This window comes from Paenibacillus polymyxa (assembly GCF_001719045.1).
GTDB classification, from domain to species: Bacteria; Bacillota; Bacilli; order Paenibacillales; family Paenibacillaceae; genus Paenibacillus; species Paenibacillus polymyxa_B.
In genome coordinates this window covers 2,526,742-2,553,368 of the sequence record NZ_CP015423.1, presented here as the reverse complement: position 1 = coordinate 2,553,368, position 26,627 = coordinate 2,526,742, and the positions used below count along the sequence as shown (strand labels likewise).

The 26,627-nt window shown below is 45.8% G+C and carries 23 protein-coding genes and 1 riboswitch; of the genes, 18 read left to right on the top strand and 5 right to left on the bottom strand.

Annotation, left to right across the window (positions count from 1 at the left end):
• Window positions 1-14: 14 nt before the first annotated feature.
• Together AOU00_RS11395 and AOU00_RS11390 are read right to left on the bottom strand one after the other, a co-directional pair.
• Window positions 15-1,061 carry a stalk domain-containing protein gene (locus AOU00_RS11395; protein WP_069290637.1) on the bottom strand — a complete coding sequence of 349 codons (1,047 nt, stop codon included), beginning with the start codon at window positions 1,059-1,061 and terminating at the stop codon, window positions 15-17.
• Between the two features lie 255 nt (window positions 1,062-1,316).
• Window positions 1,317-1,493, bottom strand: a complete 177-nt coding sequence (locus AOU00_RS11390; protein WP_013312524.1) for a CsbD family protein — start codon at window positions 1,491-1,493, stop codon at window positions 1,317-1,319.
• A 156-nt stretch (window positions 1,494-1,649) separates the two neighbouring features.
• Here AOU00_RS11390 and AOU00_RS11385 point away from each other — a divergent pair, with 156 nt between their 5' ends.
• Window positions 1,650-2,165, top strand: a complete 516-nt coding sequence (locus AOU00_RS11385) for a DUF2179 domain-containing protein (RefSeq protein ID WP_023990890.1) — start codon at window positions 1,650-1,652, stop codon at window positions 2,163-2,165.
• 119 nt (window positions 2,166-2,284) lie between these two features.
• Window positions 2,285-2,497, top strand: coding sequence for a cold-shock protein (locus tag AOU00_RS25790; protein WP_025721956.1), 213 nt, complete (start codon window positions 2,285-2,287; stop codon window positions 2,495-2,497).
• 155 nt (window positions 2,498-2,652) lie between these two features.
• Here AOU00_RS25790 and AOU00_RS11375 read toward each other — a convergent pair whose 3' ends face one another.
• The 3 genes from AOU00_RS11375 to AOU00_RS11365 form a co-directional block, all read right to left on the bottom strand.
• Window positions 2,653-3,666 carry a substrate-binding domain-containing protein gene (locus AOU00_RS11375; RefSeq protein ID WP_069292036.1) on the bottom strand — a complete coding sequence of 338 codons (1,014 nt, stop codon included), beginning with the start codon at window positions 3,664-3,666 and terminating at the stop codon, window positions 2,653-2,655.
• A 212-nt stretch (window positions 3,667-3,878) separates the two neighbouring features.
• Window positions 3,879-5,078, bottom strand: a complete 1,200-nt coding sequence (locus AOU00_RS11370; protein WP_069290635.1) for a glycoside hydrolase family 130 protein — start codon at window positions 5,076-5,078, stop codon at window positions 3,879-3,881.
• Window positions 5,075-6,250 carry an AGE family epimerase/isomerase gene (locus tag AOU00_RS11365; RefSeq protein ID WP_061829468.1) on the bottom strand — a complete coding sequence of 392 codons (1,176 nt, stop codon included), beginning with the start codon at window positions 6,248-6,250 and terminating at the stop codon, window positions 5,075-5,077. Before AOU00_RS11365 ends, AOU00_RS11370 begins: the two co-directional genes overlap by 4 nt.
• Before the next feature lie 235 nt (window positions 6,251-6,485).
• On the opposite strand from AOU00_RS11365, the gene AOU00_RS11360 reads away from it, so the two are divergent.
• From AOU00_RS11360 to AOU00_RS11295, 16 genes are all read left to right on the top strand, one after another.
• Window positions 6,486-7,805 carry an ABC transporter substrate-binding protein gene (locus AOU00_RS11360; protein WP_061829467.1) on the top strand — a complete coding sequence of 440 codons (1,320 nt, stop codon included), beginning with the start codon at window positions 6,486-6,488 and terminating at the stop codon, window positions 7,803-7,805.
• Window positions 7,806-7,872: 67 nt separating this feature from the next.
• Entirely contained in the window at window positions 7,873-8,757 is an 885-nt protein-coding gene (locus AOU00_RS11355; protein WP_061829466.1) for a carbohydrate ABC transporter permease, read from the top strand.
• 2 nt (window positions 8,758-8,759) lie between these two features.
• Window positions 8,760-9,593 (top strand): carbohydrate ABC transporter permease, encoded by an 834-nt coding sequence (locus tag AOU00_RS11350; RefSeq protein WP_061829465.1) that lies wholly within the window; start codon window positions 8,760-8,762, stop codon window positions 9,591-9,593.
• Window positions 9,594-9,653: 60 nt separating this feature from the next.
• Window positions 9,654-10,703, top strand: a complete 1,050-nt coding sequence (locus tag AOU00_RS11345) for a glycoside hydrolase family 130 protein (protein ID WP_061829464.1) — start codon at window positions 9,654-9,656, stop codon at window positions 10,701-10,703.
• Between the two features lie 11 nt (window positions 10,704-10,714).
• Complete coding sequence (locus AOU00_RS11340) at window positions 10,715-11,674, top strand: acetylxylan esterase (protein WP_061829463.1); 960 nt, start codon at window positions 10,715-10,717, stop codon at window positions 11,672-11,674.
• Window positions 11,675-11,731: 57 nt separating this feature from the next.
• Window positions 11,732-11,831, top strand: a riboswitch (purine riboswitch).
• 69 nt (window positions 11,832-11,900) lie between these two features.
• Window positions 11,901-13,079, top strand: a complete 1,179-nt coding sequence (locus AOU00_RS11335; protein ID WP_061829462.1) for an MFS transporter — start codon at window positions 11,901-11,903, stop codon at window positions 13,077-13,079.
• A gap of 80 nt (window positions 13,080-13,159) precedes the next feature.
• Window positions 13,160-13,303 (top strand): RAxF-45 family protein, encoded by a 144-nt coding sequence (locus AOU00_RS26595; RefSeq protein WP_016822706.1) that lies wholly within the window; start codon window positions 13,160-13,162, stop codon window positions 13,301-13,303.
• A gap of 103 nt (window positions 13,304-13,406) precedes the next feature.
• Window positions 13,407-15,485, top strand: coding sequence for a ribosomal protection-like ABC-F family protein (abc-f, locus tag AOU00_RS11330; protein WP_069290634.1), 2,079 nt, complete (start codon window positions 13,407-13,409; stop codon window positions 15,483-15,485).
• A gap of 450 nt (window positions 15,486-15,935) precedes the next feature.
• Window positions 15,936-16,112: a gallidermin/nisin family lantibiotic gene (locus AOU00_RS26245; RefSeq protein WP_155729784.1), complete on the top strand. Its 177-nt coding sequence runs from the start codon at window positions 15,936-15,938 to the stop codon at window positions 16,110-16,112.
• Window positions 16,113-16,278: 166 nt separating this feature from the next.
• Window positions 16,279-17,007: an ABC transporter ATP-binding protein gene (locus AOU00_RS11325; RefSeq protein WP_061831969.1), complete on the top strand. Its 729-nt coding sequence runs from the start codon at window positions 16,279-16,281 to the stop codon at window positions 17,005-17,007.
• Entirely contained in the window at window positions 17,004-17,804 is an 801-nt protein-coding gene (locus AOU00_RS11320) for an ABC transporter permease (protein WP_061831968.1), read from the top strand. Before AOU00_RS11325 ends, AOU00_RS11320 begins: the two co-directional genes overlap by 4 nt.
• A 10-nt stretch (window positions 17,805-17,814) precedes the next feature.
• Window positions 17,815-18,582: an ABC transporter permease gene (locus AOU00_RS11315; RefSeq protein WP_061831967.1), complete on the top strand. Its 768-nt coding sequence runs from the start codon at window positions 17,815-17,817 to the stop codon at window positions 18,580-18,582.
• Window positions 18,583-18,609: 27 nt separating this feature from the next.
• Window positions 18,610-21,798 carry a lantibiotic dehydratase gene (locus AOU00_RS11310; RefSeq protein WP_061831966.1) on the top strand — a complete coding sequence of 1,063 codons (3,189 nt, stop codon included), beginning with the start codon at window positions 18,610-18,612 and terminating at the stop codon, window positions 21,796-21,798.
• A complete protein-coding gene (locus tag AOU00_RS11305; RefSeq protein WP_061831965.1) occupies window positions 21,795-23,678 on the top strand; it encodes an ABC transporter ATP-binding protein in 1,884 nt (627 codons plus the stop codon). Before AOU00_RS11310 ends, AOU00_RS11305 begins: the two co-directional genes overlap by 4 nt.
• Window positions 23,675-25,057 (top strand): lanthionine synthetase C family protein, encoded by a 1,383-nt coding sequence (locus tag AOU00_RS11300; protein ID WP_061831964.1) that lies wholly within the window; start codon window positions 23,675-23,677, stop codon window positions 25,055-25,057. Before AOU00_RS11305 ends, AOU00_RS11300 begins: the two co-directional genes overlap by 4 nt.
• Window positions 25,058-25,387: 330 nt before the next feature.
• Complete coding sequence (locus AOU00_RS11295; RefSeq protein ID WP_061831963.1) at window positions 25,388-26,620, top strand: ABC transporter substrate-binding protein; 1,233 nt, start codon at window positions 25,388-25,390, stop codon at window positions 26,618-26,620.
• The last annotated feature ends 7 nt before the right edge of the window (window positions 26,621-26,627 follow it).

Below are 26,627 nucleotides of genomic sequence, written 5' to 3'. Positions count from 1 at the left end.
GAAAAAAGTGCGATTTAGAACGAAGTTATCGTGTTGCTGTTTTCGCTAGACTTAATTTTACCCACTACTCGAGATACCGAGTTTCTGTTTTTAAGCTCATAAAGAACATTCTCTATAAGAGAGTTTCTTTGCGCATTAGTAAGTGTATTGTTCCAAGCGTCAGTCTTTACATATACATCCACGCTAGCTTCACTGCTGTCGCCTCTTACTGTGAAATCAAAGCCAACGCCAGCGTAATTGCCATATCTATTAACCAAATCGCGTTGAATCGTACTTGCATCCAAGGAAGAAGCTACATCCTTCAAAGTAACATCGCCTCTGCTGTTGGTTGTGAAGGTCGCCATTTTATCTCTATTACTGGAGTTTTTAACTGTACCCTCTACATCGGCATCTTTATACTCTTTCAAAATATCTTCCACGATGTCCTCCAGGAAGCTTTCCTTTCTGCTGTCAGATAACTCAGTCCATCTGGATTTTGTCATTTCGATGGTCACCGTAATATCGTTTTTGTTACCATCCAGAGTGATATCCGAGTTGGTGTTGTAGTCATCCCTGTGATCATCGTTCAGCTTCTTTTGAAGATCCTTCAAGGAGCTAGAGCTATTTTTACTCGCTTCATCTTTTAGCGTCTGGTTGTCTTTTTGCAATTGAGCGATGGTGGCGTCTTTCGTTGTGTTTGCTGCTTTTGCTGTGTTGAGCTCTTGAGTCAGCGTCGTAATCTGGTTGTTCAACGCCGTAACTGTAGACTGATCAATCGGAACGCCGTTGTCGGCAATGACTACGCGTTTGTTTGTGCCATCCCATGTTACCTTTTTATCCAAAGCTGTACCTGCCAGCTTCAGTGGGATATACGTTACGCCATCCAGCAGGAACGGTTCTGTTTTGGCATCATAAGGAACCTCAGTTCCGTTGTAGATGATTTTAATATTGTTATATACTGCTTGGATCGGCTTAGTCACTTGTGCGGCATATGTGGATTGGCTGAAAAGAGCCCCGGATATGGCCAAGGCGGATACGGCAGTGATGATGACAGGTTTTTTGATAGATTTCAGTGATTTCATTCGTTGGTCTACCCCTTTATTTAAGAATTATAGCCTGGTTCATAGACTAGAGTAACATTAATGCCTACAAAATCCAACAGCTTGGAGAGTCATTATGGGTTGTGCTTATATTGGTTAGACGCAACAGCAACCGTAAAAGTTGCCCTGTTTGCGCAAAAGTTTTTCCAAAAGTATCCGAACAACACAAAACAAGCCCGCTGCACAAGACAGCGTGACTTGTTGGTAAAACAGTGCGTCGAGGTTATCCATTCAGGATTATTTGCCGTCCTTCAGTTTGCCTGCTGTTTCCTGAAGATGGCCTTTGGCCTTATCCAGTTTGCCTTCGGCTTGAAGGGACTTATTATCGGTAGCGTTCCCGATTTGGTCCTTGATTTCACCTTTGGCTTTGTTCACATTACCTTTGATTTTATCGCTAGTTCCGTTATCCTTCATGTTATAGCCCTCCTTATGTGATCGAACTTTCATTCAGCATGCTGTAGTTAGTCATTACCCGAGCGAGGGTAATACGAAACCAGAGGCTGTATATCACAGACGGGGGTATAATGTTGGATACGGATTAAATCAGAACGTGAAGTGGGGAGTGAGCGCATGCTCAAAATTTTATTGTTTATTCTCGTTATTCAAATTATTTACGTATCGGCGTATACACTGCGCATGATTCTGACGCTGAAAGGACAGAAGTACATTGCTGCGCTCATTAGCACCGTGGAAGTTACGGTCTATGTATTGGGCTTGAATGTTGTGCTTAAGTACCTGGATCAAGTGGCAAGTCTTGCAGTATACGCCATTGGCTATGCATTGGGCATTCTTATTGGAGCATGGATTGAGGAAAAAATAGCGCTCGGTTATGTCACCGTTAAGGTGATCAGCAATGAGATCAATGGAGGAATTGCCAATGCGCTGCGGGACAAAGGATACGGCGTTACAGCCTGGCTGGGCAGTGGACGTGATGGAGAGCGCCTGGTAATGGAAATTTTGGCTAAACGAAAAAACCAGAATAAGCTGTATCAGTCCATTCTGGAGCTGGACCCTAAGGCTTTTGTCATTACGGTAGAGCCGAAGCAATTTCATGGCGGCTTCTGGACTAAGGCTATCCGTAAATAAACATTTTGGTAAATTGCGCATATTTTTTGGAGGTTGGAGCATATTAATACCCGCACAGGTGGGAATTAACAGTAAGCCGACAGGGGATATTACCCTATAAAAACCGAGGGGGGATATAGATGTACAGACGCCAGGCCCCGGAAATCATTCCAGAGGAAAATACGGCTATTTGGTCGTGTACAAACGAGGGTTGCAACGGTTGGATGCGAACGGATTTCACCTTTTTGAACGAGCCAGCTTGTCCATTTTGCCAAGCCTCAATGGGGCAAGAAATGCGGATGCTGCCGATTCTCAATCGGGCGGGCAATTCCTTTGTCGCCCAGCGCTCCTAATTCAGGATTTTGCAAAATCCACCATTGAAAGTGAGTACGATGATCACACTGCAGAATTTATGAACGCCAAAGGCCGCTCCAGCGACATGCTGAGCGGCTTTTGATTGTGGAATATTGGGGTAGGGGTGACCTGTCCCCAAGTAAGTATGTGTTGATCATGGTCTCTGGATGGGCTGTACGGAATCACGATATACAATATGACCCTGCACGAGGACTCGACCAAAGCGGCCGCCGGGATGGCTTATTTTTTTCATCATCGAATCAATCGCGATACGTGCCATCTGCTCGATGTCTACGCCGACTGTGGTCAGTTGCGGAACAATAAGAGTGGCATATACATCGTTGTCAAATCCGACTACAGAGCAGTCCTCAGGCACGCGGTATCCCAGAGCAATGAGCTTGTGTACCAGATTGTGAGCGACCTGATCGCAGTTACATACAAAGGCAGTCGGTAGCGGCTGAGGCAGCTCCATTTCAACAAAAGCACCTTCGTCGTCCCGGTCACTGAGCACCCACTCGTTACGGAGGGGCAGTCTGTGCTCCAGCAAGGATTTATAGTAGCCGAGGAAACGATCCTGAATACTACTGGTGGAATAGATATTGCCTACATATGCAATATCACGATGCCCCTGGGCGATCAAATAGTTGGTCAGCTCATAGGCTCCGTAGAAATTATCCGTCACCACGGAGTCGATATCGGCATGTTCATCATAAAAATCGAGAAACATTTTGGGTAGATCCATGGTTTGTACCAGCTCGATATATGGCTTGCTCACTTGACCCAGGAGAATGAAGCCGTCCACCTTGCGGTCGTAATAGATACGTGGCAGATTAAGCTGTTCTTCGTCTTCGCGATGAAGGATGTGAAGAATGCCATAGTAGCCGTATGGCTCCAGTGCTCGTGAAATTTGCTGGTAGATGTGCAGATAAAACGATTGGCCGGGGCCAGTAAAACGTTCAGGAATGACAACACCTATGTTATAGGTGAGGCCCTCCTTCATGGACTTGGCAACGGTATTGAAACGATAACCCATTTCGCCCGCGAGCGTCTTAATGCGCTCTTTTAGCTCCTCGCTAACCCCATCCTTGTCATTGAGCGCCTTCGACACGGTCACGCTGCTTACTCCCAGCTTATCTGCAATATCCCGCATCGTAACGTTGCTCTTCATTCCTGTTCCGCCTTCCAATTTTAAAAAGATAAGCATTTTGCCTAATCCAGAGAATGGATGCAAAATGCTGGGGAATATATCAGTAGCTTAGCCGCCTGTAAAATCCAAAAAACTTAGCAGCGTAGCTGCCCATAGAACAACTATTAGCCTGCGGATAACAGTTGTTCTATGGATAGTATACATGGTTCCGCAAGCAGGATAAAGCCTGCAGCTTATGTCCGCTGGGAAGGACGGGAGTGTGCTTGCAATAGCGCTTCATTGTGATGAATTAGCTCGCGGCGAACAGCGGCGCTGCCGAGAGAGCGCAAGGGATCGGATGGTGTATTGAAGGTGTAGTCTTCCAGTCGAGCGATGGTGGTCGTCGCTACGTGAATACGGGTATCGCTGGACGCGTAGTAAATAAAGACTTCATCTTGTTCGTTAACGACTGCTCCATTGCAAAAAATAACATTCGAGACGTCGCCCACGCGTTCCTCATCATAAGGAGCCAGAAAGTGCCCGCCAGGCTTAGCAATGACGCGCGTAGGGTCTTCCAGACTGGTGGCAAAGGTATATAGCACATACCGTAGCCCGGCGGCTGTATTGCGTACCCCGTGAGCGATATGAATCCAGCCGCGACTGGTCTTGATCGGGGCAGGGCCCTGTCCGTTCTTGGCTTCGTACACCGTATGATAACAGCGCTCATCAATGACGGTTTCGTGTTCAATCACGGGTTGTGTAATATCTTTGCACAGGCCGAAGGCGATGCCTCCGCCTGAACCGGTGGAAATAAACCCGTCCTGGGGACGAGTATAGAAGGCATATTGACCGTCCACAAATTCAGGGTGCAGGACAACGTTGCGCTGCTGGGGGGACTGGGTAGTGATGTTGGGAAGCCGGGTCCATGTACGAAGATCACGAGTGCGGACCAGTCCGGCCTGAGCGACAGCACTGGAGGTATCGTGGGGTGGCGCGTCAGGGTCTTTTTTCTCTGAGCAATAAATACCGTAAATCCAGCCGTCCTCATGCTTTACCAATCGCATATCGTACATATTTGTTTCTTCCGGGTCGATATCCTCCCATACGAGGGGAACGTCAATGAACCGAAATTGATCAATGCCGTTATCGCTCTCTGCCAAAGCAAAAAATGACTTTCGATCCAGTCCCTCGGTACGCGAAACAAGAATGTATTTTCCTTCATGATAGATCGCCCCTGGATTCAATGCCGCATTTACACCCAGCCGCTCCATGAAAAAGGGATTGGTTTGCGCATCCAGATCAAACCGCCAGTGAAGTGGAACATGATGGCGTGTGAGCACTGGGTAGATGTAGCGTTCGTAGATACCATTATAAAAGGTAGTTTTAACCTCATTGAGGCGTGTAATCAGTTCCTCTTGCTGCAACCGCAGCTCATTATATTTGCTATGGATCATTGGTTTTCCATCCTTTCTAGCATTTCTATGCAAAATCGGCTGTTGTGATAAGGGCACTTCCAGGGTCCTGCAATCTCTCTCGCATCAGGCTTACCATCCGCTTGAACTGACCAGAACCATTCGCCTCCGGGGCGCGGATCGATGATATGTTGCTGGGTATAGGACCATAGATTTTTCACAATTTGCAAAAAACGTTCGTCTTTTGTACGTTGAAACGCATTATAAAAACCAACCATCCCCTCGGCCTGTACCCACCAGATACGTGAGGTGTCCACCCGCTCTCCTTCCCGCTCATTGATGAGCGATCCGTCTGGCTGAACAGCGCGCTCTGCTACCGCATTGGCAATATCTATCACCATATCCACGTATTCTGACGGGTAATAACCCAGCACATTCATAGCATCCTCAATCAACCAGCTGGCTTCGATGTCGTGACCATATGAGGTTAGGTCAAGCAGAGAGCGCCATTCACGGTCGAAAAATACCCCCAGTCGTCGAGCAGAAGCATCGTAAACACGATGATATAAAATATCCAGTACGTTCGTCAGTGCATCTCGAACCTCTTCATTTGGCCAGACGCGCAGCAATTGGGTGTACGCCTCCAAAACATGAATATGCGTATTCATGGTGATATGCGCGGTAACCCCATTTTCGCTGAGTAGCTCATTAGGCTGCGTGTTCCACGAGCGGTCATATTGTTCGCCGTATGCCTGCCGGGTGGGATCATATCCTTTTTGCTCCAGCAGGTGGAACAGCTCCATAGCTAGTGGTAATGCATTCGGGTCGTCTGTGGCACGTGCATACTCTGCTATCGCATAGATCGCAAATGCCTGCGCGTATACATGCTTGCACGTGTCCACGGGTTGCCCGGTGTAGTCCACCATCCAGTACATTCCTCCATGTAATGGATCAAGCAGGTGATCCCGCAGGAATGTGAATGCATGTCGTGCGGCTTCTGCATAGGTATCTTCCCCTGTTACACGGGTAGCCGCCGAGAATGACCAGAGTAGCCGTGCAGTGGCAATCCCGCCTTTATTGGCTTGGTTATGAATGTGCAGATCCACGTCCACCTCGCCGTAAAACCCACCGTGTGTCTCATCCTTCAGTCCAAGCCAGAATGGGAGTATGTGTTCCTTCCATTCCTGTCTAATTTCGTCCAGTAATGTTTCCAAGAGACAAAGCCTCCTTCGGAAAATAAATTATTAGGTTATCGTTAACTTTACAGGATTATCATATCTAGCTGTTTGTAAACTGTCAACCATGCTAAATTGGTGTTTTTTCATAAGATGTGACCCATTCTACTTTACAAAAAGAATATTGCAATTGACATAGTAAGCGCTAACATAATAAAATGATTTTGTTACTTTAACGATAACCTTATTTGAAAACAACAGGAGGAGTCGTCTCATGAAGTTGTCCAAGGTTTTGATGTCATTACTATCCGTGGTTTTGTTAGCGGGGCTGTTTACTGGCTGTACCTCAAAGAAGGATGAGCCAGCTGCCAGCTCTGATCCGAAGGGTGTGGAAGGTGAAATTACGGTTATCACACAGCGGACTGATATTGTGGATACCGTATTTCAGGATTACGCCAAGGAATTTAACAAACTTTATCCGAACGTGAAGGTCAATTTTCAGGCATTGGCCGATTATGAGGGTCAAATTAAAATCCGGATGGGGACCAGGGATTATGGAGATGTTTTGCTGATTCCTGGCAGTATTCCAGTTGAAGAGCTGCCCAACTTTTTCGAGCCACTGGGTACTTATGAGGAGATAAAAAACAAGTATACCGGCCTTGAAGAACGTACGGTGGATCATAACAGCTACGGTATTCCGATTGCGATGGTTTACTCTGGTGTGATTTATAACAAAAAGGTGTTCAAGGACGCAGGAATCACGCAGCTTCCCAAAACACCGGACCAATTCCTGACAGCGTTACAGCAGATTAAGGACAAAACCAAGGCAGTGCCGCTGTTTACGAACTATGCCTCTGGTTGGGCACTGACCCAGTGGGAGTCTAGTCTGGCAACATTGGCGGGTACGAAGGAATATGTGAATGTCACACAACCGAATACAGATGACAATTTCACGAAGGGCCAGCCCCACTATGAACTGTATAAGGTCCTGTACGATGCGGCTAAAAAAGGCCTGATTGAAAAAGATCCAACCACTACAGATTGGGAGACCTCCAAGGCGGATCTCGCTCAAGGCAAAATCGGTACAATGGTGCTTGGCTCTTGGGCGATTGACCAGATCAAAAGCACAGCTGCTAACAAGGATGATATCGGTTTTATGCCTTTCCCGACGAATGCCTCCAAGGTACTTGTGCCTCTGGCTGGTGATTTTAACCTCGGTATTAACGTAAACAGTGAAAATAAACCGGCGGCCCGTGCCTGGGTGGATTGGTTTACCGAAAAGTCCAACTATGCCGTAGAGCAGGCAGGTAGCATTAGTCCGCTGAAGGGTGCCCCAATGCCTAGCATTTTGAAGCAATACGAAGATCAGGGAGTCGTTTTTGAAACGCTTACTCCGTCTCCAAAAGGACAGGAAGGGATTGTCGATAAAATCGACAAAAAGGGAGAAATCGGCTTGTGGCAGCCTGACTTCAAAAAACGCATTATTGAGGCAGCGGTCGGTAACCGCCCGGAATCGTATGACACCATTATGAAGGATCTGAACGACGCATGGGTGAAGGCGCGTGCTGAAGTGGCTGCAAAGGAAGCAAAATAGCCATCTGAACTGACGAAAAGAAAGGATCGACGTAGCAGTCGATGGACGGATAGCCAGGAGGTGCAGCATGTTAAAATTTTCGAATCTCAGCTACTCCAAACAAAGATTGGCGATTATTGTTGCCTTTTCAATTATTCCGCTAGCGCTGCTGATCACTTTTGCGTACTTGCCAGTGATCAATATGTTTAAGTACAGCTTTTCGGACTGGAACGGCTATAGTAAGCGTCTGGAATATGTGGGCTTTGAAAACTATATCAAAATCTTTACCGACCCCGAGTATTTCTCGGTGTTTAAAGTCAGTCTGTATTACTTTGTAGCCACGTTTGTACAGATGGGGCTGGCCCTTTATTTTGCAACCATTCTCAGCTTTCAAACCTGGTTTAAAAATTTCTTTAAAGGCGTTTTGTTTTTTCCTTCCCTGATGAACGGGGTAGCTATTGGTTTTATTTTTCTATTCTTTTTTAAGCCAGACGGTACCCTTGATACACTGCTTCAGGCGATGGGGCTGGGTTCGTATGTCAAGCTGTGGCTGGGCAACCCGGAGATTATCAATATTTCGCTGGCTGGCACGTCGATCTGGAGATACATGGGCTTTAACTTTATCGTGTTTCTCGGTGCGATTTCCTCCATATCCAGTGATCTGTATGAAGCGTCTGATATAGACGGGGCTAACCGCTGGCATCAATTCCGCTCTATTATTTTGCCGAGTATCAAGCGGATTTTGCAGTTGAACCTCATCTTGGCGATTAGCGGGGCGATCAGTGCGTTCGACATCCCGTATATTATGACCGGTGGCTCCAACGGCAGTGAAACATTCGTCATTCAGACGCTTGATGTGGCATTCAAATACAGCAAGGTCGGTTTGGCCTCAGCGATGGCGGTCGTTCTGCTGCTGATCGTGATTGCTGTCACACTGCTTCAACGGTTGCTAATTCGGGGAGAGGAGGACTAATCATGTATAAGCTGAAAAGAATACTGGGTAGCAGCATCAAGTATGCCGCGCTACTACTAGGTGCGTTCATTGCACTGCTGCCGATTGTCGTAATTTTGTTTGCATCTTTGAAGACGAAGGCTGAATATGCGGCAACCAGTCCTCTGACTCCCCCTGTGAACTGGCTGAATTGGGCTAACTATACCAAAGCCTTTATCAACGGAAATATGCTGACCGGATTTGCGAACACAGCTTTTATCCTGTTGATTTCGATCATCGGAGCTACGTTGACGGGTTCCATGATCGCGTATATTTTGAACCGTTTTAAATTTAAGGGCAAAAGTCTCATGCTGGGTGCGTTCTTGCTCGCCACGCTCATTCCGGGGGTGACGACACAGGTGTCGACATTCCAAATAATCAACAAGCTGGAGCTGTTTAACACGCCTTGGGCGGCGATCTTGCTGTATTTGGGAACGGATATTATTGCGGTGTATATTTTTCTGCAATTTCTGGATTCCATCGCGGTGGCGCTAGATGAATCGGCCATGCTGGATGGGGCCTCCTATCTGACGATCTACTGGCGCATTATCTTGCCTCTGCTGAAGCCTGCCATTGTGACGGTGATCATTATCAAGGGCGTTAATATTTACAACGACTTTTACACCCCGTTCCTGTATATGCCCAAAACAAGCCTTCAGGTCATATCGACGGCGCTGTTCAAGTTTAAAGGGCCATATGGCTCGCAATGGGAAGTCATTAGCGCGGGCATAATCATTGCCATTATTCCGACGCTGATTGCGTTTTTATCATTACAAAAATATATCTATAACGGTTTCGCGCAGGGTTCGGTGAAATAGAACAATGGCGAAATAGAAAATTTGGTGAATCAAATATCTCGGTGAGAGGGGAATACACGTATGAATAAATTGAATGTGGATTTGGGAGTAGATAGCGTACGAATTGTGGGAGGTAGTCTGCCGGAAATGCCGTGGCAGGATAAGCCTGAAGGCAGTGAGGCTCCGGTATGGAGATATAGTGAGAATCCGGTCATTGGACGGAATCCGGTACCGGGCATTGCCCGTATTTTCAACAGTGCAGTAGCTCCATATGAGGGACGGTTTGTAGGAGTATTTCGGGCTGAAACGATTAATGGACGTCCGCATTTGCACCTAGGCTGGAGTGACGACGGGTTGGCTTGGGACATTGAGACAGAACGTTTGCATTTGGTTGATGAGGAAGGGAAAGATTATCAGCCAAATTATGCTTACGATCCGCGTCTGGTTCGCGTGGAGGACACGTATTATATCATCTGGTGTACAGATTTTTACGGTGCAGCATTGGGAATAGCACAAACGAAGGATTTTAAAAGCTTTGTACGATTGGAAAATCCGTTCCTGCCGTTTAATCGTAATGGTGTGCTGTTGCCCCGCAAGCTAAACGGAAACTTTATGTTGCTATCCCGTCCGAGCGACAGCGGACATACACCGTTTGGCGACATCTTTCTGAGTGAAAGTCCTGACTTGATCTATTGGGGCAAGCACCGTCATGTCATGAGCAAGGGCGGACAGGGCTGGTGGCAATCGGTAAAGATTGGCGGCGGACCGGCTCCGATTGAGACGACAGAGGGCTGGCTGATGTTCTACCACGGGGTGACAGGCACGTGCAATGGGCTGGTATACAGTATGGGCGTAGCCGTTCTTGACCTGGATGATCCGTCTAAAGTTAAATATCGTTCCTCGAATTTCGTGCTGACCCCGGAGGAATGGTACGAAGAACGGGGTTTTGTGCCGAATGTGGTGTTCCCGTGTGCTACGCTGCATGATGCGGACACGGGCCGGATTGCGATTTATTATGGAGCCGCTGACACGTATGTAGGTATTGCATACACGACAGTGTCCGACATTATGAAGTATGTCATCGCAACGGATGAAGTGGTCGCAGACGACCGTGAGTCAGGTCGGATGTAGGAGGAACTTGAATGCCGGAGGATATGTCTTTACAGCAATTGCAGTCATATATGGGGAGTAACCCGAAGTCGCCGGATTTTGACGCATACTGGGAACGGGCATTACAGGAGCTGGAGCGGCAGCCGCTTGATTATACACTGGAGCCTGCTGATTTTATCTCTCCGATGGTGGAGTGTTACCATCTATATTTTACTGGAGTGGGCGGAGCAAAGGTTCATGGGAAGCTGGCTCGTCCCAAGCACCTTACGGAACAAGGGCCAGCTTTGGCCATGTTTCATGGATATTCCTGCGACAGTGGCGACTGGTTCGACAAGGTAAGCTATGCGGCACACGGATTCACTGTGCTGGCCATGGATTGCCGGGGGCAAGGTGGGCTGTCCGAGGACAATTTGCAGGTTCAAGGAACGACGGTACGCGGCCATATCATCCGAGGGATTGACGACCCGGACCCGGATCGGTTGTATTACCGCAATGTATTTTTGGATACCGTGCAGACGGTGCGCATTCTGATGTCTATGGAGCAGGTCGACCCTGAAAGGATCGGCGCATTTGGCTGCTCCCAGGGAGGGGCCCTGACGGTTGCCTGCGCTGCATTGGAGCCGCGTGTCCGTATGGCAGTTCCGGTATATCCGTTTCTGTCGGACTATAAAAGAGCCTGGATGCTGGATGCCACTACATCTGCATATGAAGAACTGGTTTATTATTTTCGTTGGTTTGATCCGAACCATCTGCGCGAGGAGGAGCTGTTTCACCGACTAGGCTACATTGATATTCAACATTTGGCAGATCGTATTCGTGGTCGTGTGTTGTTTGTGACAGGACTGTCGGACATCATCTGTCCGCCTTCCACGCAGTTTGCGGTGTACAATAAAATCGTATCAGACAAGGAAATGCTCCTGTATCACGAATACGGTCATGAGTACCTACCTTATCTGTCGGATCGTGCTATGAGCGAATTTTTGCGGCTGTAGGGGGTTGAACTTAGCCACAGGCTCCTTTATAGTAATAGCTATAACCTTCGTGAATGCGTAATAAATGAATGCCCCATTTGTATAACCTCAATAATATGGTTTGAGGGTCTCTACCAGGAACCGATAAGTCCTGATTACAAAAAGTGTACGTCTTGTACATTTCTTGTGGTCAGGATTTTTTTGCGTAATACGAGGGAATTTACATGACAGCAAAGGAGCTAATGTAATGAACTTCAAAGTAGTTATTTTAACGATTGCGACCTTTACGGTGGGGCTGGTGGAGCTGATTATCGGTGGCGTGCTACCCCAAATTGCACAGGATTTGAATGTCTCCGTAAGCACGGCAGGACAGCTTATCATGATCTATGCGCTCGTGTATGCTATTGCTGGGCCAACTCTGTTGGCGTTGACAGCCAAAATTGAACGAAAACGACTGTACCTGTGGTCGATGTTTATTTTTATTCTGGGAAGTCTGCTGGCCTTCTGGAGTCCGAATTATGCAGTCTTGTTTGTATCCCGTATCATTACCGCTGCAAGCGGGTCGCTGATCGTGACATTGTCACTGACCATTGCAGTCAAAGTGGTGTCCAAGGCTTATCAGGCCCGTGTCCTCGGTGTCATCTCCATGGGGGTTAGCTCCTCCATCGTTCTAGGTATTCCAGCCGGGGTGCTGATTGGAAATGCATTTGGCTGGCGGGTGCTTTTCCTGATCATCGCTTTGTTGACGGTCGTTGCTATGATCGTTATCAACTTGTTTATGGAGCGGATTCCGACAGAACATGTTGTACCTATGCGTGATCAGTTGAAATCCTTAAAAAATGTTAAAGTCATCAGTGCTCATTTGGTGACCACGCTGACACTGGCGGGCCATTACACGTTATATGCGTATTTCACTCCGTTTTTAGAAAATATGATGGGCTTGACCGCTTCGTGGGTTAGTGTGGCCTATTTTGTCTTTGGGCTGGCGGCAGTGAGCGGTGGTTTTATTGGCGGCTCTTTGGCAGATCGGTTCGGCACAGCGAAAAGTATTCTAGTCGTCGTAGGCGTGTTTATCGCCGTGATGTTCTTGCTGCCATTCTCAATTCACTCGATTTATGTATTTGCACCACTACTGATTATCTGGGGCATACTGAGTTGGGCCTTGTCGCCCCCGATGCAAAGTTATCTTATTGAAAATGCACCCGAATCGGGTAGTATTCAGCAAAGCTTTAATTTCTCCGCACTCCAGGTCGGGATCGCTCTCGGTTCTGCCTTGGGAGGAGTAGTGATTGAGAATAGTGAATCTGTTGCCACGAACGCTTGGGTGGGTGGGGCATTTGTGATTGTTGCTTTTGTCTGCGGCGTATTTTCGATTACCAGAGCCGGGACTTCGCAGGCTGTCAGAGGACACCACTCTGTTTCATAGTTCGATGGACCATCGTCCTCTTTCATAATACGAGCAAACATGTTATACTACACACAATTATGAAGAAGGAGGTGAGGTAGGTGAATCACGAGATGCTGAACAACCGTATTAGCCAGCTGCCGATTGCTATGGCTGGCATTGTTCATGCTTTTCCATACAACGGGAGAAGTCTGTCCAATTTTAATCATACGGTTGTAAACATCGCGAGAAGACGCCTACCTTAACTCGAACGGATTTCTGTATCTTCCGAAGAGTCGCAGGGTTGCTCCTGCGGCTCTTTTTGTGTTACCCGGGTAAGGGTCTTCCTAAATAAAGGAGAGCCTGAACATGTATATAGTAAACGGTCAACAATTGAAAAAATACCACGCTGCCAATCTGATTTTGGATGGTGCATCGTTTGATATCCATACGGGAGAAAAGGTGGGGCTCATCGGCCGCAACGGAAGCGGTAAAACCACCCTATTACGCCTAATCGCACGTTTGTCCCGCCCGGATGAAGGGCAGCTCGTCATCGCCAAGGATACGAAAATCGGCTATTTACCGCAAATTCCGGCGGAGTTTGAGAGCTTCACCGTGTACGAAACGCTGGCTTACGCCTATCGTGAGCTGAAGGATTGCCGCAATCAGATGACCACACTGGAACGGGAAATGTCAGATCCGGTTGTGGCAGCGGATGCGAGCCTTCTGGAGAAGCTACTGCAATCGTATGCTGCCTTGCAGGAACGGTTTGAACGCAATGGCGGCTATGAAATGGATGCAAACATTGACCAGGTAGCGGATGGGCTGCGTATTCCCAAAGGTATGTATACGCGCAGCTTCGGCTCGCTGTCGGGTGGAGAGAAAACAAAAATAGCGCTGGCATCACAGCTCATCGGACGACCGGATTTGCTGCTGCTGGATGAGCCGACCAACCATCTGGATTTGAAAGGGCTGGAGTGGCTGGAGCAATTTTTGCAGGGCTATACAGGTGCGTGTGTGGTTGTATCTCATGATCGTTATTTTCTGGATCGGGTCGCCGTTAAAATGATTGAGCTCGAGGATGGCGAGGCGTTTACGTATTATACGAACTACAGCGGCTATGTTAAGGAAAAGGAAGAACGATTGCTACTACAATTTGAAGATTATAAGGAACAGCAAAAGCGGATCAAAAAGATGAAAGAGGCCATTCGGCGTTTTGAAGAGTGGGGTCGCAATGGCGATAACGAAAAGTTTTTCAAAAAGGCAGCCTCCATTCGTAAGGCGTTGGAGCGCATGGAACTGGTGAAGCGGCCTGTATTGGACCCGCAGGGGGCGGAATTTCACTTAAAGCTGGAGGATCGTTCCGGTCGCCGGGTACTGCAGTTTGAAGAAATTGTTAAAGCCTATGGAGAGCGACAGATATTAAATGGGGCAACGGGTAGTCTGGAATTTGGCGAAAAGGTGGCCTTGCTGGGTGATAATGGGTCAGGCAAAACGACGTTGCTCAAGCTTCTGCTTGGTCAGGAAAGCGCAGATGCAGGCACGGTCCAGTGGGGTGCGCGCGTGGAGTACGGATATTTGGCGCAGCAAGAAAGAGAACGGAATAGCCGGGCAACTGTGCTTGCCTACTTCAAGGAGGAAGCAGGGGTGGAAGAAGGCGAGGCACGCGGGTTGCTAGCGAAGTATTTATTTTACGGTGCCGATGTGTTTAAGCCCGTGAGCATGCTGTCCGGTGGCGAATGGTCCCGCTTGCGGCTGGCGTTGCTAGTCATGAAAAAGCCAAATTTGTTGGTGCTGGATGAGCCGACGAACCATCTGGACATTGACTCACGCGAGGCACTGGAGGAAGCGTTAGACACCTACACGGGAACGGTGCTGGCGATTTCACATGACCGCTACTTTGTGAATAAGCTGGCAGGGCGCGTGTGGGAGCTGGAGGATGGAAGGCTGACCTTTTATCTAGGCAGCTTTGATGAGTACCGAGCGAAGAAGCGGGAGCTGGAGAACGCTCGTCTACAGAGCGAGGGGGATACCGGGACACGCCCGACATCTGCAAGCAGAGCCGCATCGGGTGGCGGCTCTGGCTCGGGCACAGCTGTACATTCCAGTGCAGCGAGCAATGGCATGGGGGCGGCTGCGCATACGGGAGCGACTACGGAAGACGATGCGAGCCGTGCACGCTCAGGTCGCTTGGGCTCGCCCGCTGCCGGGTCTGGGGCACGCGAAACGAAGGCCGCCGCGAAGCCATCACGCCCGCCCGCTGCATCCAGCGAGCGGTTGGAGCGGGCCATCGCCGCCAAAGAAGCAGAATTGGCGGCGGCGGATGCCGAGCTGGAGCTGCTCGGCACAAGCGGCGACACGATACACATGGCGGAGCTGTGGGACGCGCGTGAGCGACTGCAAGCGGAGCTGGACACGTTGCTCGGCGAGTGGATTGAACTGGAGTAGGTGACAGGTTAGTAGTTACTGGATAGAAAACAGCTTATTCTATATAGAGGGTAGCCCTGAGGTAGAACGTTTACTGAAGGGCTATTTTATTTTGTTAATGAGAATGGAAGTGGGAATATAATAACCATATATTAAAATTAATACATTATAATGATTTCTTATCATTTAGTTTTACATATAAAGTAATAGATTTACATTTTGCAACACGTGATATTATTTCATTTGTAAGGGCGACACTAATCACTGTTAGATGAAGTTTGTATTGTCAACAAAGATTATACATAAGATTTCCCACATGGTCATATATGACAATATTTCGAATGGATGACGATCTGGTCGGGATTTTGTTCATATAAATCCTTCTATCCTACTGGAGAAGGGGAGTATTTCGACGGGACATGAATCTCGTTGAAGGCTGATGGTGTATCTAAACGAAAGGGGGGGAATGCAATGGCTGAAAACTTATTTGATCTGGACGTTCAAGTAAACAAATCTCAAGGTTCTGTAGAGCCTCAGGTTCTGAGCATTGTGGCATGTTCTAGTGGATGTGGTAGCGGCAAAACTGCTGCCAGTTGTGTTGAAACCTGTGGCAACAGATGTTTTACAAACGTTGGTTCACTCTGCTAATCCCGATTGTTGCTTTTTTAAATAATGATTTTTATTGTACTCCATAAAAGAAAAACAAGAAGGAGGGACCTTAAAGTCCCTTCTTCTTGTTTGATAAGTATTTATTTTTTAACTATAAAATATTTAAAGATATTTGGATATTGTGTTTGGTAATGGAGGGAAAAGTATGACCGATTTCTTATTAGAAGTAAAGCAGGTAAACAAAAATGTGGGCAAAAGAAGCTTGTTAAATAATATTTCCTTTGAGCTTGAAAAAGGGAAGATTTATGGATTCATTGGCCCGAACGGAGCTGGGAAAACGACGATGATGCGAATCATGACGGGGCTGATGCAGCCCACTAGTGGTTCTGTAAGGATAGCTTCATATGATGTACAGACGGATCGGGAAAAGGCGCTGTCCAAAGTGGGCGCTATCATTGAATCTCCGGTCTTTTTTGATTATATGACAGGCAGACAGGTGCTGCGTAATTTGTCCCGATTGCACTCGGGAGTTGTATCCTCTGATCGAGAAAGCCATATTAAAGAATTGTTGGAACGGGTGGGGCTGGAAAATCGTGGGGATGATAAGGTCAAAACCTATTCGCTGGGAATGAAACAACGGCTTGGTATAGCCCAATCTATGTTGGGTAACCCTGAGCTATTGTTGCTTGATGAGCCTTCCAATGGTCTCGATCCTATGGGGATGCGTGAGCTAAGAGATATAATTCTTCGTTTGCGTGATTCAGACAATTATGCCTTTTTTGTCTCCAGCCATCTGTTAGATGAATTGCAGCAAATGTGTGACGAACTGATTGTCATCAAAGAAGGGACGCTTATTTGGAAGGGAGGCGCCGATCAACTTGTCAAGGAGGGTCAACGGTTAGAGGATGCTTTTATGGGGCTGATGGGACTATGAAGACACTCATTTATAGCGAGTTTGAGAGATTGTGGAAAAGAAAATGGTTCTGGTTACTAATTATATGTACCCCTGTATTGGTCTATTCGACAGGGATATATATATTGCATACGTTAAGGGTTCCTGTGGAGGTTTTATCCAGAAATTTCATTGTTGCAGGCTTGCGTGAAAATCTATATTTAATATGCAATTTTGCTGTGGCTACCTTGGTGGCTGCTGTATTTACGGAGGAGTTTAGGAGCGGACAGCTGAGATTGTTATTTATGCGTCGTTTTACCCGTGGTCAGATTTTCTGGAGTAAGCTATTAGTTGTGAACACTTCTATTTTACTTCTTCTGATCGTATATGCTATATCCTCGCAAGTAATCGTTGTTGTCTGGAGGTTCTCACATAATATAAACGGTATGGGTATTTTCGGGCAAATATGGCTCCAAGCGTTTGAATACTATGGGTGGGCATTTGCCTCTTTATTAGCTATCAGTTCCCTCTATTCTTTTATTGCTATGTGCAGTAAAAGTGTAACGTATGCAATTGGTATTTGTATGACGTACAATCTGGGTGTTTTGTTATTTGATCCGTTGTACTTGAAGTTGGCTGCTGTATTCTCTTCTATTCCACTCTTAAAGAATCTGGTTACTTTTTTATTAATTCCATATTTACAATACAAGGGGCTGGATCAATCGCTGATATGGAATTGGTCCGTTAATGGTGCGATTGTGATTGCCGTCTTGTTCCACCTGATTTTTTTTACAGGGTGGGCTTACCGTCGTTTTACAGCTGATGATTATTTGTATTAGGAGGATCTGTATGTCTGGAATCTGGTTGAGTGAATTAGAGCGAATTTGGAATCGTAAATCTACTTTTTTATTATATATAGCAATGCTTCTTATTGTTTTTGTGAATATATGGAGTCTCAAGACGAATGGTACAATGCGATTTCGGTTTGGTGAAGGGACGGTAATTGTTAATAATTTGAATCTGCCTTGGCTTATGATGAGCGAGATTTCTCTATTTTTAATCTTAGCCATGTTGCCTATTCTGTATGTCGATCAGTTAAGTGGCGATCTTCATACCGGAGCATATCGGCTATATGTATTGAGACCGTATCGTCGTTTTCAATTCTGGCTTGGCAAGCTACTCGCTTTATCGGTTACAACAGTCGTCTTTACAGGGACGGCCCTAGTGATAGGTATAGTAGCTGGCTGGTTGCTTTTTCCTCATACTTCCACCTTTTTTAAATATGGTTCAGGAACAGCGTCTCCCTCATCGGATGCAATCCCATATACACTTGCATTCTATTTAGTTTTAACACTGGCCTGTGTGGCAAAGTTGTTGTTGAGTAGTGCTGTATGCTTGTTTATTTCAAGACCCTTGTTTGCTTTTATTGCTATTTTTGTTTTATCCGCCGCTCTTTATCAGGTGGTTAGACCGCTTGTCTTGCTAATGGATCCCTTTCAACAAATTGTGCTTGCTTTAAGGGTGGAAGGTTCCTTTAATTTTTGGATGTGCTTAATCGCTATTACATTGATCGGCTCAGTTATCAGCTTTGTACGTTGGCAAAAAAAAATAATTTAAAAGTTTGTTTTAGAACGGAGGTTCCTCATGAAGACAACAGAAAATCTGTACAAAACGTTAGATTTTTTCATGCTTCGTACTCCTGTATTACCCGTCCAAGAGTTTTCTAAATGCTTTCCGGTCAGTATTAAAGAGGGGGAAGATGCCAGGGAGATTGCATTAGAGCGTCTATTGGAATTGTCCCGCGATCCGTTCATTCGTGAAGCGCTAGCGGCTTCCAGTCCCACTTTGCTTGAATCTTTAGTACATATCAGTAATCAAGACAATCAGCGCAAACAAGGACAAGTAATCAAAGCATTTATGCGTTATATCATTAGAATGATTACACGGCCAACACCGTTTGGTTTACTATCTGGTATCACATATGGGCGATTCGGGGAACAATCGCATCTTTTTTTACAAGAAACGAACACGTTTAAAAAGCGTGCAAGACCCGACATGGAATGGCTAATGAAAGCAGTTGAGATGGTCGAAAGCCGTAGAGAGATTGTGCGTCAGCTGCAGATTCGGAGTAATACATTAATTTATCGTCAGGGTAACCGAGCTAAAATTCCTTATACGACAAGGCATGGCAGTATGGTTGATGGCGAAGATCAGAGTGTGTCTGTTCGTATAACTCAGGTATTTGATTGTGTGATGGATGCAAGCTCAACCTTCATACCATATCTAGATTTAGTCGATCATCTTAACAAAACATTTGAGGGTGCTAATGTTGAGGTGATTGAACGTTATGTGTGGCAACTTTTCGAGCAAGAATTTCTGATTTCCGAACTTATTCCACCTACGACGACTACTGAACCGCTAAATCATATACGATCTGTTCTGAGCCCAGTAACAGGTATTGAAGAGTTAAAAGAGGATCTTGATAACATCGCAGATACTTCTGCTAAATATAATCTTCTTCCTATAGGTCAAGGGGAACAGTTGCTAGAGAGTTTAAGACAAAAAATGAACAAAATGTTCAGTGCGAAATCAAGCTTGCAAATCGACCTCTCTCTGGAAGATCAAGGTATCATTCTTCCGCACTCCATACGTAAGGATATTGAGTGTGTTGCTGAATTATTGACCAAACTTTCAACGCGTGAGAACAGACCTTTGAATGAGTTTTGTGTGGAATTTTTGGAGAAATACGGACCATATCGGGAAGTGCCTTTGCTGGATTTGCTGGATGAGGACACAGGGCTAGGGACTCCGGCAGGCTATAAACACCCCACGAGCCGTCGAGTACGGTTACAGAACATGTCTCCATCCAAGTCGAGATCGCATCAGGAGAAGCTTTTGTTTCAATGGTTTGTATCTGCTATTCATGAAGGAAAGTATGAAATTGTATTGACAGATGGCATGGTAGACGAATTGATAAAGGGTCAGGAAGAGGAGAAATGGCTAGCAGCACCTTCCATGGAATTATTTTTTCAGCTAATCGCTTCCGACCAGCAGGCTTTGGATCAAGGCCAATATACACTGCTCCTAGCACCTAATCAGGGGTCTGATGCAGCAGGAAAGACGTTTGGTAGATTTTTGGACCTGTTCGGGGAGTCTTTTAACGATATCTTCTCTAGTATCCAGTTGGAAGAGCAGCGTTTGCAACCCGAAAAGCTGCTGGCTGGAATATCTTACTTGCCGAGCTCGGGAAGATCGGCAAATGTAGTGTTAACGAAACAAACCCGACCTTATGAGATCGCAATAGGGACTAATCATACAATGCCGGAAGATCGACAAATTCATATTTCCGATCTAGTCGTTGGTGTGCGGAACGATCACTTTTATTTAAAATCAAAGAGCCGCAATAGAGAGGTCATTGCTAGTCCAGGACACATGCTTAATGCGGAGTTGACTCCCAATATATACCGTTTTCTCGTGGAGGTTAGCGATAATGGCTATCGCCATTGGTCACCTATGGAGTGGGGTTTTGTGGCTCAGGCCCCTTTTACTCCACGCCTCAGGTACAAGCATATTATTCTCTATCCGGGAACGTGGAGAATTGCAAGTAAGACAGCAAGTAGCCCGTCGAAGAACATGGTGGACTTCGTCAAGGAGATAGGTTCATTTCAGGAGAAATGGAACATACCACGTTATGTTTATATGATTGAATCAGATAATCGTATTTTACTGGATATGGATCATCCGCTGCATATCGAACAATTATGCAGGGATCTCCAGTCTAAAGGAAAGGTTACCTTGATAGAGCACATTGGTGGTCTTGACAATTCACCTGTCTCCTGTGGAAAAGGACATTTAACGGCTGAGTTTGTTTGTCCGCTCGTTCGAAATCAGACTGTGGATACGCAACGTTTTATGGAAGAGACTGCAGCTTCTCTTGAATTGGTTGCAAGAGAGAGTGAGCAACAACTGAGAAACACAGTCCATGCTTATCTGCCTGGAGAATCTTGGTTCTACGCGAAGCTATACGGTATGAACAGCCGGCAAAATGAGTTTATAGGTGGGTATTGGGAAGAATTTGTGCGGGAGCATCAGGACTGTGGTACCATCCTTCAGGCATATTTTATCCGATATGCCGATCCGGACAAGCACCTGCGTGTCCGATTTGAGCTTTCGAAGAATAGGACAGTAGATGAGTTTCTCTCTACGTTTCATAAATGGACAGAGAGGCTCCTGCATGAAGGGATGATAGCCAGAGTGGTCATCGACACGTATGAGCCCGAAATAGAGCGATACGGTGGGAGTAAACTCATGATCTGGGCGGAAAGAATGTTTTCTTGCGACAGTGAGGTAACAGCTAAGCTTGTACACCTCATTCGATTTAACCAAGTTTCCTTAGAAGCGGATATTATAGCCACTTTAAGTGTTATCAATCTCCTTTATCAGTTTGGTTACCATGAGAAGGCTGCGTTTAAATTACTAAATCGATATTTCGATGTCAAAGAGTATTTGGAGGATTTTCGCAAAGAAAGGAAGTTTTTTTTACAATGGATGGCATCTGATCTGGAAACTTCAGACTCCATACAATCCAACCTCCAGGCTATAGAGAGTATTTTCAACATAAGAAAAGGAGCAGTAGAGCAGTATATCCATGTACTCTATGAGCATGAAGTGGAAGGGTTATCCACTAACACGAGAGAAGATATTGTATTAAGTGTGATTCATATGCATTTGAACCGACTGCTCGGGATAGACAGGGATCGAGAACGGAAGATCATGATTATGGCCAGACATGCTTTGAACAGTTTAGTTCAATATCGGGGGAATCGACAATGACCGATATTCAAGCGAATACCAATCTTGAGTCTTCTACTATCTGGAGGTCTGTACGACAGGGATTAAAGCTGTTTTCGTTGGTATTTGGTATGAATAAGACGTATATGGTATCCAGCATTTTTTTGCATATTGTTCAGGGCTTGATGCCTGTTTTGACACTGATAATTATGCAAAACCTGCTTAACAGCATTGTTTCCTCTGGCACTCAAGGCATCTCCCTGATTATGTTACAGTTTGGTCTGTTCATAGCGATTCACGTACTGAAAAGTGTAGTTACCATGAGCCAAACGTTTGTTGAAGGCACACTGGAAGCGGTGCTGTCCAAGTCCTTGAATATGATGATCGGGGAAAAATCGAGCTCTCTAGGATTAGCCGATTATGAAAATTCGGAAATTAACGATCAATTAAAGCGCGCCTCCCAAGAGGCCTCTTATCGGCCGTATCAACTGTATACGCAAATGGCGGGCATTTTATCCAGCTTGGTCACCATGGTGTCTTCCGCAACCTTGATTTTTCTGTGGAAATGGTGGGTGGTCATCATTCTATTTGTGATCTCTCTGGTGTCTGTATACTCTATTTTTAAGCTAAACAAAGAACAATTTGAAATCTACATGAATCGAACTCCGTTATATCGAGAATCTTGGTATATGACCTACCTGTTGACCAATGATCGTGCAGTCAAGGAGGTCAAAATTTTTAATATGAGTTCTTATTTGCTCAAGAGATATGGGGATTTGCTGCAGAGATTTTTTGTAGAGGACCGACGAATTCTAGGTAAACGGGTCACAATTACTTTTATGTACAGTCTGTTGGAGCTTGCTGTGTTGTTGGGAGTAGTATGGGTGGCTATTAGGGAGACCTTTGAGAAGAAAATTTTAATAGGTAGCTTATATGGCTATATTCAAGCAATTATGCTGACGCAAAGCCAGATGCAGGCATTGATTCAGGGAATTGTACAATTTTCTCAAAATAATTTGTATATGGAGCAGCTATTTTTATTTTTACAGCTCCCCACATCAGACCCGGTCCGGCAGCAAAAGGAACAAGCGCTACCGACTGCTCGAGATAGAAACGGAAATTTGTGTATTGAGCAAATATCTATAGAAGGTGTTTCTTTTACTTACTCGGGTAAAACGGTTCCCTCTATACGTGATATTCATTTAACCATGAGTAAAGGACAAACCATAGCCATTGTAGGAAAGAACGGTTCAGGTAAATCAACGCTTATGAAAGTACTGATGCAGCTTTACTCTAATTATGAAGGTGTGTTTAAGATTAATGGCCTTCCGGTTCAGGGTTATGATCTGCAGCAAGTTCAGGATAAAATAGGAGTCGTGTTCCAGGACTTTATGCATTATGAAATGTCAGCACGTCATAATATCGGGTTTGGATCGCTAGAGCGTTTGGAGGAGGACAAGGAGCTCATCCGTGCGGCTCAATATGCGGCTATAGACCAAATTATAACCGATCTTCCGGAAGGATTAGACACGCAACTCGGAAAATGGTTCGAGGGTGGCTTCCAGCTTTCGGGAGGACAATGGCAGAGAATCGCAATTGCTCGGGCTTTCTTGCGCCAGGCAGATGTATATATTTTGGATGAGCCGAGTTCCTTCTTGGATCCAGTAGCAGAAAGGGATTTGCTGGAGTTATTTCTAGAGTTAATGAAGGGTAGCATCGGAATTTTTATAACACATCGAACTTCTTCGGCACGTTTGGCGCATAAAATCGTGGTCATGGATAATGGGACAATTGTTGAGCAGGGAACCCATAGGGAGCTGATGCTACTAGATGGATTATATGCAGAGATGTACAACATTCAAGCTAGTTCATTCAATGAAGAAGAAGCTTTGGTCCAAACCGGAGGGAGAGTATCAGGATGACGACGACTTCATATACATGCGACAACTGGATACCCGTCAAGGGAGAAATGAAGGATAAGATATCCGCAGTATTGCAGGAAATTACTGAACGCTATAGAGACCCGGATCAGGTGCGTTTATGGATGAAAAAGATACCTCCAATAGAAACCGACGGAATGAAGATAGAACGTTGGTCAGATGAAAGTTTGGGCAGTGGATTTACGGGAATATGTTTACTTATGGGTCAGCTGGATTATCTGTATCCCGAGGATGATTGGGATCTTGTAGGACATCAATATTTAGAGCGAATTCGTATGATGGTGGAGCAAAGAGGTGTTCACGACTTATCCCTGTATAGTGGATTAGCAGGTATTTTGTTGGCCATTTACTCCTTATCTAGGAATGGCACACGTTATCAAGGCATGCTGGATACGCTTGCTTCATGGTTTGAAGAAGCTGCTTTACATAGTCTATCCCTACATCAAGTGGAATGGGAAAAGGGGCAGTTACAGATGAGTCAATATGACACCATCTCTGGCTTTACGGGGGTGGGGCGTATTGCTATGCTGTTCCAAAACCGTCCAGCTATGCGAATGGTATGGGAAAAGACAATGGATTTGTTCCATGTCATGTGCGGTGAGAAAAATATAAATGGTCACACTGTACCCTCTTGGCACATTTCCTCGGAATATCAGTTTCAGGAGAATGAAAAGCTACAATATCCTCAGGGGAATTTTAATTTAGGGCTTTCGCATGGTATTTCAGGTCCCTTATGTTTCCTGAGTTTGTCTGCCCTTCATGGTGTGGACTCTCCTCTTTTAATAAACGATATACATAGACTGGCAAAGTTTATACATCATTGGCGTGTTCAGGATGTGGAGGGTATGATTTGGCCTGGTCGAGTTTCTTTTGAGGAGTGGCTGGAAGACCAACCATCTCCAGGCAGTACTCAAAATCATCGTGATTCCTGGTGTTACGGTGTACCAGGTATTGCACGTTCTATCTGGCTGGCAGGACAAGCTGCTCGCAATGAAGAATGGATCGAAACGGGGCTACGCGCATATTTGGATATTGAAAAAAGGCTTTACCGCAAAGGTGGATTATCTTCTTCTACATTGTGTCATGGTATTGGGGGATTATTGCATCTGGTTCAACGCATGTACTCAGATACTGCCCACGAGCAGTTAGGGATGATGCGGGACAGATTACTGGAAGATGTATTAGATATGTTCGATACTAATTCGTTGTTTGGCTTCTATGATCATAGCCTATTGGATGGAAAGCTGGCAGAAGTGGATGAGGCTGGTCTTCTGAATGGAAGTGCGGGAGTAGCTCTCGCGTTAGCTTCCTTAATTGGAAATAAAAATCCAGATTGGGATGCTGCTTTTCTAATTCACTGAGATATACCACGTTTTTTATCTAGCCTGAACATTATAAAAGCGAAAAAGATCCAATCGACTCTTGTGGTCATTAGGATCTTTTTTAACATTAATTCCTCCTGATATTATTTCTCAGTATACCGGAGCAGTCTTTGAGCCCAGATAGCCGATGCCTTTTTCTTGGGACTGCTTCATGACCTGCCATTGTTATAGTTGTAAGTTGACGTACATATGGACGGAAAATAAAAGATAATGGTTCATGCTGTAGCAGTATCGTTTCTTTTCCATAAGGGACGGGTATTAATTGTCTAGTCTCGCATAGATTGACATAGGGGAAGAGGAGGTATGAGTATGTGGTGTTGGGTCAAAAAGCTGTCTACACTGGCGGCGATCCTTTTATTGGCTTTTTTTGTAAGCGCATGCAACAAGGGCGATGCTTCGGGTAAGGTGAAAATTGAGTTTTTTCAAAACAAGCCGGAGGCCAAGGGTTCATTCGATAAGCTAATCTCTCAATTCAATCAGGAACATCCCGGTATTGAAGTGACACAGGTCAATCCGCCAGAGGCAGAGACTGTGTTATTGACCCGGGTTGTCAAAAACGATGTACCTGACATTGTAGGGCTTGGGGCCACCGATACCTACTCCATTTTGGCACAAAGTGGTATTTTTACGGACCTGGCGAATACAGAATTGCCACGTACGATTGATCCTATTTACCTCAAAATGCTTAAGGATGTAACCGGGGTCGACCCCGTGTATGGAATTCCTTATGCTGCGAATGCGAATGGTGTGATGTATAACAAAACGCTTTTTAAGGAAATGGGATTACGGGTGCCCAAAACGTGGGATGAGCTGATTGCAACGGCGCAAAAGATCAAGGCTGCTGGAAAAATCCCGTTCTATTTTACATATAAAGATGATTGGCAAACGAACCTCCCCTTTAATGCGCTGGGCCCGAATCTGGTGGGCATTGATTTTTTCCTGCAACGGCGTGAAAATCAGGTCACTTTTCAGGACAAGTACCGCGAGGTTGCTGAAAAGCAGCTGGAGCTATTGAAATACGGACATGGTGATAATTTTGGCAAAAACTATGCCGACGGTAACCGTGCCTTCGCTAACGGGCAGGGATTGATGTACATTCAGGGCTCGTGGGCCATATCTGAAATTCGCAAAGCCAATCCGAAAGTGGAGCTTGGATTTTTCCCATTACCAACAGGGAATGACGAAAAGGCAGTCAAGCTGGTGTCCGGTATAGATACGCTATTAGCCGTATCGGAGAGCACTCCGCATAAAAAGGAAGCCGAGGAGTTCATTGCCTTCTTGTTGAAGCCGGAGAACAGCAAGCAATACATTACAGAGCAAACGCTGTTTTCGGCGGTGAAGGGAGTCACGCAGGATGATCCGAGTGTGGCAGAGCTGTTGCCGTATTTTAAATCGGGCCGCGTCGTTGATTTTGCCGATCACTATATTCCCAAGGCGGTCCAATTGAATTCGATTGTGCAGGCCTTCCTGCAAAACAGAGACATCGACGCTTATCTGGCCAAGCTGGACCGAGAATGGGATAAGGTAGCTAACCGCCGATAGGAGAGGA